Source organism: Microbulbifer variabilis (assembly GCF_023716485.1).
GTDB classification, from domain to species: Bacteria; Pseudomonadota; Gammaproteobacteria; order Pseudomonadales; family Cellvibrionaceae; genus Microbulbifer; species Microbulbifer variabilis_B.
In genome coordinates this window covers 428,718-442,526 of sequence record NZ_CP092418.1, presented here as the reverse complement: position 1 = coordinate 442,526, position 13,809 = coordinate 428,718, and the positions used below count along the sequence as shown (strand labels likewise).

14 protein-coding genes are annotated in these 13,809 nt (G+C 56.6%); 4 read left to right on the top strand and 10 right to left on the bottom strand.

Annotation, left to right across the window (positions count from 1 at the left end):
* Positions 1–57: 57 nt before the first annotated feature.
* The 6 genes from creC to bioD all read right to left on the bottom strand — a co-directional run bounded on the left by creC (position 58) and on the right by bioD (position 5,803).
* Complete coding sequence (creC, locus tag MJO52_RS01915) at positions 58–1,482, bottom strand: two-component system sensor histidine kinase CreC (protein WP_252084315.1); 1,425 nt, start codon at positions 1,480–1,482, stop codon at positions 58–60.
* Position 1,483: 1 nt separating this feature from the next.
* Complete coding sequence (gene creB, locus MJO52_RS01910) at positions 1,484–2,170, bottom strand: two-component system response regulator CreB (RefSeq protein WP_252084314.1); 687 nt, start codon at positions 2,168–2,170, stop codon at positions 1,484–1,486.
* Positions 2,171–2,229: 59 nt separating this feature from the next.
* Positions 2,230–2,898 carry a nitroreductase family protein gene (locus tag MJO52_RS01905; RefSeq protein WP_252084313.1) on the bottom strand — a complete coding sequence of 223 codons (669 nt, stop codon included), beginning with the start codon at positions 2,896–2,898 and terminating at the stop codon, positions 2,230–2,232.
* Between the two features lie 10 nt (positions 2,899–2,908).
* Positions 2,909–3,100, bottom strand: coding sequence for a DUF3094 family protein (locus MJO52_RS01900; RefSeq protein ID WP_252084312.1), 192 nt, complete (start codon positions 3,098–3,100; stop codon positions 2,909–2,911).
* Positions 3,101–3,211: 111 nt separating this feature from the next.
* Positions 3,212–4,993, bottom strand: a complete 1,782-nt coding sequence (locus tag MJO52_RS01895) for an acyl-CoA dehydrogenase C-terminal domain-containing protein (RefSeq protein WP_252084311.1) — start codon at positions 4,991–4,993, stop codon at positions 3,212–3,214.
* A gap of 117 nt (positions 4,994–5,110) precedes the next feature.
* Positions 5,111–5,803 carry a dethiobiotin synthase gene (bioD, locus tag MJO52_RS01890; protein ID WP_435583628.1) on the bottom strand — a complete coding sequence of 231 codons (693 nt, stop codon included), beginning with the start codon at positions 5,801–5,803 and terminating at the stop codon, positions 5,111–5,113.
* Positions 5,804–6,031: 228 nt separating this feature from the next.
* Between bioD and MJO52_RS01885 the strand changes: the two genes are divergently transcribed.
* On the top strand, positions 6,032–6,520 hold the full coding sequence (locus MJO52_RS01885; protein WP_152450920.1) for a L,D-transpeptidase family protein: 489 nt from the start codon (positions 6,032–6,034) through the stop codon (positions 6,518–6,520).
* Here the strand turns inward: MJO52_RS01885 and bioC are convergent.
* Genes bioC through bioB form a run of 3 tightly spaced genes read right to left on the bottom strand, consistent with a single transcriptional unit; the run spans position 6,511 to position 10,294 of the window.
* Positions 6,511–8,058: a malonyl-ACP O-methyltransferase BioC gene (gene bioC / locus MJO52_RS01880; RefSeq protein ID WP_252084309.1), complete on the bottom strand. Its 1,548-nt coding sequence runs from the start codon at positions 8,056–8,058 to the stop codon at positions 6,511–6,513. The two genes, MJO52_RS01885 and bioC, sit on opposite strands and share 10 nt — an antisense overlap.
* The gene (bioF, locus tag MJO52_RS01875; protein ID WP_252084308.1) at positions 8,055–9,248 is read right to left on the bottom strand and encodes an 8-amino-7-oxononanoate synthase; all 1,194 of its coding nucleotides are present in this window, start codon (positions 9,246–9,248) and stop codon (positions 8,055–8,057) included. The genes bioC and bioF overlap by 4 nt, the downstream gene beginning before the upstream one ends.
* Positions 9,245–10,294, bottom strand: coding sequence for a biotin synthase BioB (gene bioB, locus MJO52_RS01870; RefSeq protein ID WP_252085949.1), 1,050 nt, complete (start codon positions 10,292–10,294; stop codon positions 9,245–9,247). Before bioB ends, bioF begins: the two co-directional genes overlap by 4 nt.
* Positions 10,295–10,458: 164 nt before the next feature.
* Here bioB and MJO52_RS01865 point away from each other — a divergent pair, with 164 nt between their 5' ends.
* Together MJO52_RS01865 and MJO52_RS01860 are read left to right on the top strand one after the other, a co-directional pair.
* Positions 10,459–11,148, top strand: coding sequence for a ComF family protein (locus MJO52_RS01865; protein ID WP_252084307.1), 690 nt, complete (start codon positions 10,459–10,461; stop codon positions 11,146–11,148).
* Between the two features lie 166 nt (positions 11,149–11,314).
* Positions 11,315–12,460: a beta-ketoacyl-ACP synthase III gene (locus MJO52_RS01860; RefSeq protein ID WP_252084306.1), complete on the top strand. Its 1,146-nt coding sequence runs from the start codon at positions 11,315–11,317 to the stop codon at positions 12,458–12,460.
* Positions 12,461–12,520: 60 nt separating this feature from the next.
* Here MJO52_RS01860 and MJO52_RS01855 read toward each other — a convergent pair whose 3' ends face one another.
* Entirely contained in the window at positions 12,521–13,072 is a 552-nt protein-coding gene (locus tag MJO52_RS01855; RefSeq protein ID WP_252084305.1) for a PadR family transcriptional regulator, read from the bottom strand.
* Positions 13,073–13,314: 242 nt separating this feature from the next.
* Here MJO52_RS01855 and alaE point away from each other — a divergent pair, with 242 nt between their 5' ends.
* Positions 13,315–13,809 (top strand): L-alanine exporter AlaE, encoded by a 495-nt coding sequence (gene alaE / locus MJO52_RS01850; RefSeq protein ID WP_252084304.1) that lies wholly within the window; start codon positions 13,315–13,317, stop codon positions 13,807–13,809.

Here is a 13,809-nt window from a genome sequence, read left to right as displayed (position 1 = left end):
GCAATATGGAGAGTCTGGGGAGATTGTGTGGGGGCCAGTGGAAAGTAACTTTACCCATCAGGCTGCGGGCAAATTTAGACTGACCTCGACACCACCAGACACATTGCGGATCGACAGAGTACCGCCGTGTAACTCCGCCACCTCCTCAACAAAATTGAGTCCCAGTCCAGTACTCTTACGCCCGCCCCCAGGACGCGGCAGTGAATAGAAGCGCTCAGTAAGGCGCCCTAGGGCATATTCCGGGATTGCCTCGCCCCGATTGAACAAGCACACCTTGACCCATTCTCCACAGCATTCGGCTTTGACGCGAATCAGGCCGCCATCCGGGGTAAAATCCAGCGCGTTGTCCAGTAGGTTGGCCAGGGCCTGCCGCAGCAGAAAGCGCTCACCGTACAGCTGCAGTGCCGGTGCCAGCTCTTGCTCCACATGCAGCTGGGCGGCACTGATACGAACTCGCTGAGCCTCAATTAGCTCCTCAACGAGCGGCGCCAGCGGTATCGCCACTCGCTCCTCCAGCCCCTGACGCTGCTCCACCTGGGCCAGATGCAGCAGCCGTTCGCTTAACTGCTGCAATCGCTCGGCCTCCCGCTGGATATTGCCCACAAAACGCTGGTGCTGTTCGGTCGGCATATCACTATCGAGCAGCTCGGCGGCACCGCGAATGGCCGCCAATGGGCTCTTCAGTTCATGAGTCAGGGTGTGTACATAGCGCTCCACATAGTCCCTGCCCTCTAGTTCACTGCGCATCTGCTCTACCGCCACAGCCAGCTGCCCCAACTCTCCACTGGGTAACTGCGGCGGTTTTACCCTGTGGCCCGCACTGGCAGCCTGGGCATAATCGGTGAGTTTCCCCAGAGCACGACTGAGCCACCAGGACAGAAGGGCGCCTACCAACAAGCCGAGCACAACCAGCCCCGCACCCTGCCAGATCAAACGATGCTGCGAACGCTCGATATAGGGCTGCAAGGTTTGATTGGGCTTGGCTACCGAAACCACGCCGATAATCTGTTCGCCATTGCGGATTGGCGCCGCCACATACATGACGGAAGAATCTGGATTATTGGGGTCTTCGCGGGTGGATCGGGCACCGTAATCGCCACGCAAGGTCAGATAAACATCGTTCCAACGGGAGTAGTCCCGCCCAACCGCGAGGCCACTGGAGTCAAGTAATACTGTACCGCTGGCATCGGTGACATAGATGCGGTGATTGACCTGGCTCTTGGTATACCCCCAGATACTCGCCTCCGGGCGGCGACGACCATAGGCTTTAAGCACTTCGGGTAAATGACTTTGAGCCAAGTTACCGGCGATCACCGGGTCGCGCAGGATTTCCGCCAATAGATTAGCGGTATCCACCAGGGTTTCCTCAGTGGACTGGCGCACGCCGGGGCGAATCTCATCCATCACCGTGCCCAATACAAACCAACCGGCCAGCCCTACAAACAGGAAATAGACGGCAAAAATGCGTATCCCGAGCGGCATATTATTGCTCCGGGCAACAACTATATCCGAGGCCGCGATGGGTTTGGATTGGCTTGGAGTCTGGTGCTATCTCGCGAATTTTTGCCCGCAGCCCTTTGATGTGGCTGTCGACATTGCGCTCATACCCCACTTCCAAAGCCACCCCCAAAGCATCGAGCAATTGTGCACGGGAAAACACCCTTCCGGGCTGGGCCAGCAGGGTTTCCAATAGGCGGTACTCGTGGCGGGTCAGAGGCAATAACTGTTCGTGGAAGAGGATTTGGTAACTCACCGAATCGATACGGAAAGGGCCTTTAGCCTCAGATAGCTCTACTCTCTTTGAGCGTGGCGCTACCCTTTTGAGGATGGCCTTGACCCTCGCTGCCACCTCGCGCGGGCTGAAAGGTTTCACTACATAATCGTCTGCGCCAATTTCAAGCCCTACAACCCGGTCTATTTCCCCGTTGCGCGCAGTGAGAAAAATCACCGGCACTTCGGAGAAGCGTCGCAGTTGTTTACAGGCTTCGAAGCCACTGATATCCGGCAGCCCCACATCCAGAATCACCAAGTCGAAAGACTCACTCTTCAGCAGTGCTAAAGCCTCGCCGGCAAGCGCCAGCCAGTGAGTGGTAAAACCCTCGGCCTGCAGCGCGTAAATCAGGGTATCGGCTATTGCGCCTTCGTCCTCGACGATCAATATTCTTGGCATGGAACCCTAAGCTCAAATTCCACCAGTGTATCTATTTTTGCCGCGCGGAAAGCGGTAACTCAAATAAAATCAGCAATTTCATCCAAGGGTTTTCTGCCGATAGCTGGCACCTGAGCACCTTCAGCGGGCAGCCCAGCCACCAGAATCATATAGGGTTTTTCCTGCATAGGGCGGCCAAGAATTTCATTGAGAAATTTCATCGGACTGGGGGTGTGGGTCAGGGTCGCCACACCGGCATTATGCAGGGCGGCAATCAATATGCCTGTGGCGATACCTACCGATTCCGCGGTGTAATAGTTTTTTAATCGCTCACCATTTTCCGCACTGGAAAACTTCTTCAGAAAAATTGCAATCAGGTAGGGCGCCGTTTCAAGAAAAGGCTTATGCGCATCTGTGCCCAGGGGTTCCAATGCGTTGAGCCATTCCTCTGAGGCACGGCGCTGGTAAAACTCGCGCTCCTCCTCTTCCGCCGCCAGGCGAATACGGCGTTTTACCTCGGCATTTTCAACGACGACAAAATGCCACGGCTGCATATTGGCCCCGCTGGGAGCACTACCGGCAGCGCGCACGGCGTCTTCGATAACCTCGCGGGGCACAGGTTTAACTGAGAAATCCCGCACCGAGCGGCGCCGGCGCATCAAACGGAAAAAGTCCCCTGCGCGACGGCACATCTCGTCATCGTCAAGGCAGGTAAAATTCAGTGGCTGAAAGTTTTTATCGGGCTCCATAGCAAGCCCCTCACACCACGCCTTTGGTCTGCGCGATCAACACGCTGATCAACGACAGCAGGGTCAGCACCACCAGGAGCATGACAAACAACAGCCAGGGGCGGAAGGGCTTGCGCTCCACTTGGTTGACCGCGCTTTGCAGATACTGATCGACCCGGGCCTGGTCTTCCTCGGAGAGTCTCTTCTGGGAGATATTGGTCATTGGCTGTTTCGCTCTTTATTGTTTTCTCCCGAGTGTAGGAGAAAGCGAAAAGCGACTCCATAAAAAAAGCCCCGCAAGGCGAGGCTTTTTTAGAATCTGCCGAGAGGGCTGTTAGAACAGTTCCTCTTCCAGATCCATCAGGGTGGCGCTACCGGCATTGACGCTGCTGGCGAGTGCCTGGGTGCGCGGCAGTAAGCGCGCAAAGTAGAAGCGTGCAGTTTTCACTTGGCCCTTGTAGAAGCTGTCCGCCTCCTGCTTGTCCAGCGCAACTGCAACTACCTTGGCCCACATAAAGGCGTAAGCCACATAGCCAAACAGATGCAGGTATTCCACCGAAGCTGCACCCGGCGCGTAGGGGTCTTCCTTGGTTGCGGCGATCATTTTCTCTGTGGCTTCGCGCAGGCGCTGCAACTCAGTTGCCAGCGGCTGTACAAACTCAGCCATCGCCTCGCGATCAACCTGGCTATCGATAAAACGCTGTACATCCGCAGCAAATAGCTCGAACAGGGCGCCACCGCTGGCGACGGTCTTGCGACCCACCAAGTCCAATGCCTGAATACCGTTGGTGCCCTCGTAAATCTGGGTAATACGCACATCGCGCACCAGCTGCTCCTGGCCCCATTCACGAATATAACCATGACCGCCGAAAACCTGCTGGCCGATTACGGTGCAATCGAGGCCCATATCGGTGGTGAAGGCCTTGGCCACAGGGGTCAGCAAGGCCACCATAGCCTCGGCGTTCTTTTTCTCTTCACCCTCGCCGAACTTGGAGATGTCCAGCCATTGAGCCACGTAAGTGGACAGGGCACGGCCACCGCCCACCAGTGCTTTCTGGGTGAGTAGCATACGGCGCACATCAGGGTGCACGATAATCGGGTCGGCAGCTTTTTCCGGCTGCTGGGCACCGGCAGGAGAGCGGCTCTGGATACGATCGCGAGCGTATTCCAGGGCGTTTTGGTAGGAGCGATCAGAGGCGCCAAGGCCCTGGATACCCACACCCAGACGCTCGTAGTTCATCATGGTAAACATAGCGGCGAGGCCCTTGTTCTCCTCACCCACCAGCCAACCCTGAGCACCGTCGAAATTCATCGCACAAGTAGCGGAGGCTTTAATGCCCATCTTGTGTTCAATGGAACCACAATTAACGTTATTGCTCTCGCCGACGCTGCCGTCTTCGTTCACCTTGTACTTCGGCACCAGGAACAGGGAAATGCCTTTAGGGCCTTTGGGTGCGTCCGGCAACTTGGCCAGTACCAGGTGAATTATATTTTCGGACAAGTCCTGGTCACCGCCGGTGATAAAGATCTTGCTGCCGCTAATACTGTAACTGCCGTCTTCGCGGGGCTCGGCCTTGGTGCGGATAATACCCAGGTCGGTGCCGGCGTGGGGCTCGGTCAGGTCCATGGCACCGGCCCAGGTGCCCTCGTACATCTTGGGCAGGAATTTCTGTTTCAGCACTTCACTGGCATGAGCATCGATCGCCAGACAGGCACCGTTGGTCAGTACCGGGTAGAGAGCGAAGGAGATATTGGAAGCGTTGATCATTTCCTCGACCTGAGCGCCCAGCATCTTCGGCATACCCATGCCGCCGTACTCTGGGTTGCCCAACAGCGCGCCCCAGCCACCCTCACAGAAAGTGGCGTAGGCTTCTTTGAAGCCCGCAGGGGTGGTCACAACACCATCGTTCCAATCACAGCCCTCTTCGTCACCGCTGCGGTTGATCGGATCCAGGGTGTTGGAAGCCAACTTGGCCATCTCTTCGAGAATCGCATCAGCGGTCTCGCGATCCACAGCTCCGGCCAACCCGGGCAGTTCCGCCCAGAGTTTTTCCGCAGCAAATACTTCGTGCAGCAGGAAGTTCATCTCCCGCAGTGGCGCCTTGTAGTCGGCCATGCTCCCGGTCCTCATTCAGGTGTTTCAAACGCTTGTTTGAATCTAGGGCCGAAGGCGTACAAAGTCAACCAATTTGGGCCCTCTCGGGCCCGACTGAGAATGCTTTGATGAGGTGCTTTAGCTGGGTATCAGCGGGCGGATATCCAGGTGTTGAGCCGCTTCGCGGTAATCCCGCGTCTCGCTATGGGGCAGCACACCGAGCAACGGGGCCGGCAGCAGGGCCTCAAGGGTGGCCAGGTTTTCCTCGGCCCGCGCCATGCCCGGACGGACGAAGTTGGCCACCCAACCCGCCAGAGGCAGCCCATCGTGGCGGATCGCCTCGGCGGTCAGCAGTGCGTGGTTGATACAGCCGAGCTGCATACCCACCACCAAAATCACCGGGGTATTCAACTCCCGCGGCAGTTGCGAAAGAAAGGCTCTGGGACCCAGGGGTGTGCGCCAGCCGCCGGCCCCCTCGATTAACACCAGATCAGCGCCGGCACACATCACACCGCGGCAGACTCCAGCCATGCGCGATACGTTGAGCTGCTTACCCGCCTCTATGGCGGCGATATGGGGGGCAATTGCCGGTTCCAATGCAAAAGGGTTCACCTGCTGGTAAGGCAGATGCAAAGTCATGGCCTCCTGTAACAGCAAGGCATCCTTATTGCGCAGTCCATATTCAGTTTGCTCACAACCGGAGGCCACCGGTTTTACCGCTGCGGTTTGCATTCCCACATTCGCGGCCGCTGTGAGTAGGGCCGTACTGACAAAGGTCTTGCCCACTTCGGTATCGGTACCGGCTACAAAATAACTTCTGCCCAAGACCAAGGCCTCCCCTATTCAAAAAGTTCAAATTTTTTCTTGTGGTGACTTTTCACGCCAGCCACTTGATGATAATTTAGTCGAGTAGCGTAGATTTTGAACAAATCAAGCCAAGCACTGATAACAAAGGCACGGGGCCGCGCTTACAAAATAATTCCCTCAAAAGGGGAAACTGCTCTGCAGGGACGCGGGAAATCTCGAAATAACTGAAAACATTCAAGCAGCTTAGAGACCATGCGATACCTGACTCTTGCCCTGTTGCTGGCGATGCCTCTGTTCGCCTCAGCAAAAGTAACTCCTGTCGATCATGTAGTTGTGTACAAGTCGAAGAAGCTGATGCAGCTGATTCGCGACGGCCGGGTGGTGAAAAGCTACACCGTCTCCTTCGGCGACAACCCTAGAGGACACAAGGTCCGCGAAGGGGATGAACGCACCCCCGAAGGGCGCTACACCCTCGACTGGAAAAACCCCAACAGCCGTTTCTACCGCTCTATTCATGTGTCCTATCCAAATAAACAGGACCGTGCGCGGGCAGCCAAAATGGGGGTCAGCCCCGGCGGCGATATCATGATCCACGGCATCAAACCCGAGTGGTCCTATATGGAGAGACACCTGCGCCGCAACAACTGGACCGATGGCTGTATCGCGGTGGCCTCCAACCGGGAGATGGACGAGATCTGGGCGCTGGTGAAAACCCCAATCCCTATCGATATCTACCCCTGATCTGGTCCACAGGCCAGCTTCATATAGATGACTTCATAACTCACAGGCAGCCCTTCGGGCTGTCTTAGGTTTTCATAGGCCTCTGCCAATTGCTGTAACCTGGCACGTCCGGTCATCCCCCGCTTGGCGGCGCGATTAATATTGTGTGCCCCCACACCTTTTAATTCCTTCATCAGCTGGCGCAGGCTATCGAAATACAACAGGCGCTGCTCATCGAGCACCTCGCCATTTAATTGCGATTGCACCGCCGCTTCACGCCACTTTGCCAGGGGAAGGAAACGATTGACGTGTATATCGCCATCCACCTGGGCCCAGCTATTACGCAACTCTGCCAGCGTGCCCGGCCCCAGTGTCGCCACCAGGCAGAACCCCTCTGGAGAGAGTACCCGACGTAACTCGGTAAACAGCTGTGGCAAGCGATAGCACCACTGCAGCGCCATACTGGAAAACACCAGATCCACACTGTCATCTGCTAGGGGCAACTGTTCCGCATCCGCAACAATATAATCATCAGCCTGGGGGCGCTCTATGCGGGCGTAGCGCAACATATCTTCCGCCAGATCCAAGGCGATAATTCTCGCCTCGGGAAAATGTTGGCGCAGTAACTCACTACCAAAGCCAGTTCCGCTACCAAGGTCGACTATCGTGCGTGGCCTCCATTGGCGATCCGCCATTTTCATCAACTGCAGGCACACCGCTCTCTGTATATGGGCGCAGTCGTCATAACTGGCGGCGGCGCGACCAAAAGAACGCGCCACCGCAGATTTATCGAAGGGCTCGGAAGTACCGCTATCAGAGGGAGACAGGCTCTCGACAAAATGCCGCAATCGCTCTGCCACTTGACGCGGCTGAGATAAATGCGGTTTATGACCACACCCCTCAATCACCTCTACCGCTGCACCATAGCCCTGGATCTCCTCTACGGCAGCTTGGGGCACCAGGGCATCCCGCTTGCCAAACAGGTGCAGAGAGGGGACTTTGAGTGTCTGCAGTAAATGGCGATTGTCCAAACCCGCCAGGCAGTCCAGGGCCCGCTTCCAGGCTTCGGCATTGATATTGGGCCGGCGCTCTTTCAGCTGTTTGAGCAGGTCGCGCATGGCACTGTCACCATGGGACTGCAGGGCACAAAAGCGCTCCCAGATTGCGTAGGGGTCCTGCACAAAGGCCCTGCGAAATCTCTCAAAAACACGCCGCTGCATACCCGGCCAGTTGTCCCGCTCCACAAAACAGGCATTGGCAGAGATGGTGACAACACCGAGGATTTTTTTCTGTCCCGGTCTGGCCGCCAACTGCAGGGCCAACATGCCTCCGAGAGAGTGCCCAACCAAAACACAGTTATTAGGCAGTTCGTTATACAGCCGCTGTAAAAGTGACTCTAATTGTGGCCAGGGCTCGCCACTACGCTCCCCACACCCCGGTAATTCGATACAAGTCAAAGGTTGTGCCAGTTGTTCACGCACCGCTTCGAGTAGGGGTAGCCAGGGCCCTTTATCTCCCCCCCAACCGTGCAGGAATACCAGGTTCTCTATCTCAATCACAAAGGCACCGCTATTTTTTCCTGAAGCACAGCTACGAGGGCATCTACCAAAGCATCAATTTGGCTGTGGTTATGGGAGGCACTCAGGGTGATTCTCAGGCGAGCGGTACCTCTGGGCACGGTAGGTGGGCGAATAGCGCCCACTAGAAAGCCACGTTGCTCCAACTTTTTGGACACAGTCATCACAGTTTCTTCACAGCCCAACAGGAGTGGTTGAATCGCACTGGATGAATCCGTCAGAGGTAAATTCGCTTGCGCCGCACGCCGGCGGAAGTAAGTGATATTCGCCTGCAGGCGCTGGTTCAACTCGGGGGCATTGCGCATCAGTTCAATTGCGGCAATGCAACCTGCCGCCACTGCCGGCGGCATACCAGTGGTATAAATATAAGGCCGTGCAAACTGCACCAAAAAATCGATCAACATACGCGAGCCGGCCACAAAGGCACCTGCATTGCCGGCGGCCTTTCCCAGCGTACCCATCAGTACCGGCACTTCATCCTGGCCGAGACCGGCGGCCGCGCAGCTGCCGGCAAGGGGCAGCTGTTCACTCCCCATCACTCCAAAGCCGTGGGCTTCATCCACCATCAGCCAGGCATCAAATTCCCAACACAGGGCAGCAATCTCCGCCAATTGAGCCCTGTCGCCGTCCATACTGTAGACCCCATCTACCGCCACCAGAGTATTGCCACCGCGTGCGGCCGCCCTTTGCAGCTGACGGCGCAGGGCTACTGGATCGTTGTGGGCAAAACGCAAACTGTTGGCGCCACACAAGCGTGCGCCGTCTATCAGGGAGGCGTGGTTGAGCTTGTCGGAAATAACATTGTCCGCGCGGCCCAGCAACGCGCAGAGTGTCCCCACATTGGCCATATAACCACTGGAAAAAACCAGTGCGGCCTCGCGTCCGGTGACTTCGGCAAGGCTCTGTTGCAATTGTTGATGGACTTGAAGGTGGCCGTTTACCAAATGGGAAGCGGTGGCACCGGCGCCCAGCTCAGCACCGGCCTGCTGGGCACGGATAACTTCTGAGTGGCTTGCCAGTCCCAGGTAATCGTTACTACTAAAGGTCAGCAGCTTTCGCCCATCCACTACAGCGATGGGACTGGGCGCCGCTTCCAGAGTTTTAATCTGGCGATAAAGATTGTCCCGATGCCGCTCATCGAGACGCTGGCGCAGGGTTTTATCCAGGGTCATTTGGCCGCATCGTAAAAGAAAGCGTCGTTTTGCTGCTCGGTAATCTGTGCATTCAACTCCGCTTCCACTGCGCTCTCATCGGCATATTGTTGATACTCCTCCGGCTGGATACCCAGGCGGGAGAACAATTGCATATCCTTGTTGGCCTCGGGATTGGCGGTGGTCAGCAGCTTCTCGCCATAGAAGATGGAGTTGGCACCGGCGAGGAAAGCCATAGACTGCATCTCATCACTCATCTGTTCGCGCCCGGCGGACAGGCGCACATGGGACTTGGGCATCATAATGCGCGCTACGGCGATGCAGCGGATAAATTCGAAGGGGTCTAGGTCCTTCTCCTGCTCCAGCGGCGTACCAGCTACTTTTACCAACATATTAATGGGCACCGACTCGGGGTGTTCAGGCAGGTTGGCCAGTTGCATCAGCAGGCCGGCGCGATCTTTGTCGCCCTCGCCCATGCCGACAATACCGCCGGCGCAGACTTTCATACCGGCGGCACGCACGCGCCCCAATGTCTGCAACCTATCCTGGTAGGTGCGGGTGGTAATAATCTCGCCGTAATACTCCGGTGAGGTATCCAGATTGTGGTTGTAGTAATCGAGCCCGGCATCAGCTAATTCCTTCGCCTGGTCATCATTCAACATCCCCAAGGTCATACAGGTTTCCATACCCAGAGCCTTCACTTCGCGCACCATCTGGGTAACGTAAGGCATATCTTTTTTCTTGGGTGAGCGCCAGGCAGCTCCCATACAGAAGCGAGTGGCGCCGCCGGCCTTGGCCGCGCGAGCTTCTTCCAACACCTTCTCCACTTTCATCAATTTTTCCCGCTCCAGCCCAGTATCGTAACGGGCGCTCTGCGGACAGTAGGCGCAATCTTCCGGGCAGGCGCCGGTCTTAATGGAACAGAGGGTGCTGACCTGGACCCGATTGGGATCGAAGTGTGTCCGGTGAACCTGCTGCGCGGTAAACATCAGATCGCTAAATGGCATAGCGAAGAGATCCAGAACCTGCTGACGGGTCCAGTCGTGGCGGATATCGGCGGCGGGCATAGTCCGGGCTGCAGTCACAAGCTTACTCTCTCTGTTACTGGAGTTGGGGTGCTGTTTTTATGTATTCGGGCGGGGTGACTGCAGAAGACAGCAGTGGCAAACTCGACCAAACAGACTGGCCAGTTTAGCCAGGCCCTACCTGCTGTCAACTCAGAAGCTCTCTTATGGTTTACAGCCTGATTTCAGCTCGACTCTCTCGCTACCTGACGCAGTGCTTGCTGTGCGGCGATAGAGCCGGTGACTTTGGTATCTGTGCCAGCTGTATCCGGGACCTGCCCTATCTGGGCCAGGCTTGTGAAAGCTGTGCGCTGCCGCTGACCTCCAGCGCACGCCTGTGCCCCAGTTGTTTGCGCCAGCCGCCGCACTGCCAGAGGGTTCAGGCCGCCTGGCAGTATGCCTTTCCGGTGAACCAGCTAATCCAGCGCTTCAAGTACCAACGCGACCTGGCCGCCGGCCATAGCCTGGCGCAACTTGCCGCCACTTCAATAGCCCCACACAACGAGCCCCCCGACCTGCTCGCCCCCATTCCTCTCCACTGGCAGCGCTACTGGCAACGCGGCTACAACCAGGCACAACTGATCGCGAGCGAGTTGGGAAAGCAATGGCATTTGCCGGTGCAAGCGCGACTGTTGCGCAAAACTGGCGCCACCCGCACCCAGTCGCAGCTGCGCCGGCAACAACGCCTACGCAACCTACTGCAAAGTTTTGCCCTGCGTGAATCCGTTGAGGGAATACATATCGGGCTGGTGGACGATGTCCTGACTACCGGAGCCACCCTGGAGGCGGTGGCACAGATACTCCTGAAAGCTGGTGCACACAAGGTCAGTGCGTTCGTTTTGGCCAGAACGCCATGACTCTTCGGCGCGACCGCAGATAGACCGACAGTCACAGAGACGTCACAATAACTTGCCTTGCCGTTCTGGCAGATAAATCCCAAACAAGCCGGCACCGCTAAAGGCTAAGGTTTTAATCAGTGACTAATTGCTCGCAGGTGTTTTGCTGCGAGCCAGGGATTCAGCGATGAGTGAATACAAGTTGCCACGGGGCATTGTCATCAGCGGCACCGGCCTGTGGACCCCACCGGAAGCGATCAGCAACGAAGAGCTGGTAGACGCCTACAATAGCTACGCCAAGCAGTACAACCTGGAGCACGCTCAAGCAATTGAATCCGGCGAACTGCAGCCCAAACCACAGTCCTCTGCGGAATTTATCGAAAAGGCCTCCGGTATAAAGAGCCGCTATGTGGTGACCCGTGAAGGAATTCTCGATCCCGCGCGCATGCGCCCCTTTATTCCCGAGCGCAACGACGACGACCTGTGTGTTCAGGCGGAGATGGGGCTAAAAGCCGCCAAACTGGCGCTTGAGAAAGCCAATAAACAGGCCTCCGATGTCGACATGGTGATTGTTGGCGCCTCCTATATGCAACGCGCCTATCCCGCCATTGCCATCGAAATTCAGGGCGCCCTCGGCATCGATGGATTCGCTTTCGATATGGAAGTCGCCTGCTCCTCGGCAACATTTTCTCTACAGCGCGCGGTAGATGCCATCTGTTCCGGCGCCGCACGCACCGTACTGGTGATCAATTCTGAATTGGCCTCACCGCAAGTGGACTTTACCGATCGCGACAGTCATTTTATCTTCGGAGATGTGGCGGTCGCCAGTGTGATCGAGCGCCGCGAAACCTGCAGCGTAGACACCGCCTGGGAAATCCTCGGCACCAAGGCCAAAACCGTCTACTCCAACAATATCCGCTCCAACTTCGGCTATGCCGCACGCGCTGCCGATGTGGACCCTTTCGGCCCCGGAAAGTTGTTCCGCCAGAACGGCCGCAAGGTTTTCAAGGAAGTCTGCCCCATGGCCGCCGCCCATATTGAGGAGCACCTAGGGGAGAGCGGCACCGACCCCCGCGAAGTGAGCCGTTACTGGCTACACCAGGCCAACATCAACATGAATAATCTGATCGCCAAGAAACTGATGGGTGATGAAGCCAGCGCAGAACGCGCCCCGGTGGTGCTGGACCGCTACGCGAATACCGCTAGCGCCGGTTCTGTCATCGCCTTCAATCTGCACAGCGATGACCTGCAAGTAGGTGAGCGCGGAATTATCTGTTCCTTTGGCGCAGGCTACTCTATCGGCAGCCTGGTAGTGGAGAAAGTCGCTTTATAAACTAACGCTCGACTCATTTCCGCACCATAGACACAAAAAACCGGGCATCGCCCGGTTTTTTTAACTGCTCTCTTCACATTTTTGTTCCAGTTGCTGCAGCATATTTTCCGCCCAATTGACCCAGGTCTTCTCCGCCTCTATGCCTAACAGCAGTGTCTGGTGGGCCAGCCAATAGCGCTCCTGCAGGGCGGGGTCACTCTTAAGCACCCGCTCATTTTGTTCCTGATAAATCTCCAACAGCCCCCGGTGCCTGTGCAGCTGATCATTGAGAGCCGAACGCAACTCCTCTTGGCTCAAATGGTGGCCGGCAAACATACGCACTAAAAAGGGTTCGCGAATCTTCTGTGGTGCCGCTGGCTGAATTACCCAATCGCGCAGCTCCGCACGCCCCTTGTCGGTGAGGCTGTAGACCTTTTTGTCCGGTTTGCCCTCCTGCGGTTGCTCCTCGCAATCCAGCAATCCTTCGTCGTGCAACTTGTGCAGCTCCCGATACATCTGCTGGTGGCTGGCGCTCCAGAAATGGGAAACACTGCGCTCGAAGCGGCGCTTTAGGTCGTAGCCACTGCCGGGCTCTATATCCAGCAGGGTGAGTACGGCATAGCGCAGGGACATGGCGGCTCCGATTCGTCTTATGCAAAGAGTTGCATATTAACCTCTGCGACGCCATCGTGACCAGGAGGCGCGTTAAGCCAATAAGATAATTAGATTAATTTTCTAATAATTAGTAGGACGTTTATCTCGGCAGACCTCACCAGTCGAGATGCAAGGCTAGCATTTACGCAATTTGGAGATATAATCGCCGGCCTGCCGCCATCTTGATATGGCGGCTCGAGGTTCAAGAGGTTGTCTGCTCCATGTCCGCGCCCGCATTAACACCATCCGGCCCCGACGCCGAACCAGCCGCACCCAACTCGCGACGCTGGGATTTCCTGCTCGATATCTTCGCCATGAACAGTTTTTCCTGGGCCGTGGCGATCCCCATCGAGCTGGTGTTGGCAGGTATGAGCTGGAGTGAGCACCTGAAAGTGCGTTTGATGGCGCTGGTCTTCAATACACTGATCGCTCGCCCTTTCAGCATGTACCGCAGCTGGATTGTGAACCGCTTTGGTGGCGGCGGTTTTGTAAATGCTTACCTGGTAGACACCTTTGTCTTCCTCAGCTTCCAGTTTCCCCTATATATGGCCAATATGCGCCTAGGCGGTGCCAGCTGGGACGAAATTGCCACAGCCAGTATCACTTTTATGCTGATCGCAGGCGCCTTGGGGCGGCCTTATGGAATTTATCTCGACTGGGTGCGCCGAGTGTGGATTAATACGCTGGTTCCCCTGCTGGGCAGACGCGCCATCTAA

What these genes read in the sequence shown, in the direction of transcription:
- MJO52_RS01865 (WP_252084307.1), top strand. Translation starts at nt 10,459, where the DNA reads ATGGTTTACAGCCTGATTTCAGCTCGACTCTCTCGCTACCTGACGCAG.
- MJO52_RS01905 (WP_252084313.1), bottom strand. Translation starts at nt 2,898, where the DNA reads ATGGAGCCCGATAAAAACTTTCAGCCACTGAATTTTACCTGCCTTGAC.
- alaE (WP_252084304.1), top strand. Translation starts at nt 13,315, where the DNA reads ATGTCCGCGCCCGCATTAACACCATCCGGCCCCGACGCCGAACCAGCC.
- creC (WP_252084315.1), bottom strand. Translation starts at nt 1,482, where the DNA reads ATGCCGCTCGGGATACGCATTTTTGCCGTCTATTTCCTGTTTGTAGGG.
- bioF (WP_252084308.1), bottom strand. Translation starts at nt 9,248, where the DNA reads ATGACCCTGGATAAAACCCTGCGCCAGCGTCTCGATGAGCGGCATCGG.
- MJO52_RS01900 (WP_252084312.1), bottom strand. Translation starts at nt 3,100, where the DNA reads ATGACCAATATCTCCCAGAAGAGACTCTCCGAGGAAGACCAGGCCCGG.
- MJO52_RS01885 (WP_152450920.1), top strand. Translation starts at nt 6,032, where the DNA reads ATGCGATACCTGACTCTTGCCCTGTTGCTGGCGATGCCTCTGTTCGCC.
- creB (WP_252084314.1), bottom strand. Translation starts at nt 2,170, where the DNA reads ATGCCAAGAATATTGATCGTCGAGGACGAAGGCGCAATAGCCGATACC.
- MJO52_RS01855 (WP_252084305.1), bottom strand. Translation starts at nt 13,072, where the DNA reads ATGTCCCTGCGCTATGCCGTACTCACCCTGCTGGATATAGAGCCCGGC.
- bioB (WP_252085949.1), bottom strand. Translation starts at nt 10,294, where the DNA reads ATGCCCGCCGCCGATATCCGCCACGACTGGACCCGTCAGCAGGTTCTG.
- MJO52_RS01860 (WP_252084306.1), top strand. Translation starts at nt 11,315, where the DNA reads ATGAGTGAATACAAGTTGCCACGGGGCATTGTCATCAGCGGCACCGGC.
- MJO52_RS01895 (WP_252084311.1), bottom strand. Translation starts at nt 4,993, where the DNA reads ATGGCCGACTACAAGGCGCCACTGCGGGAGATGAACTTCCTGCTGCAC.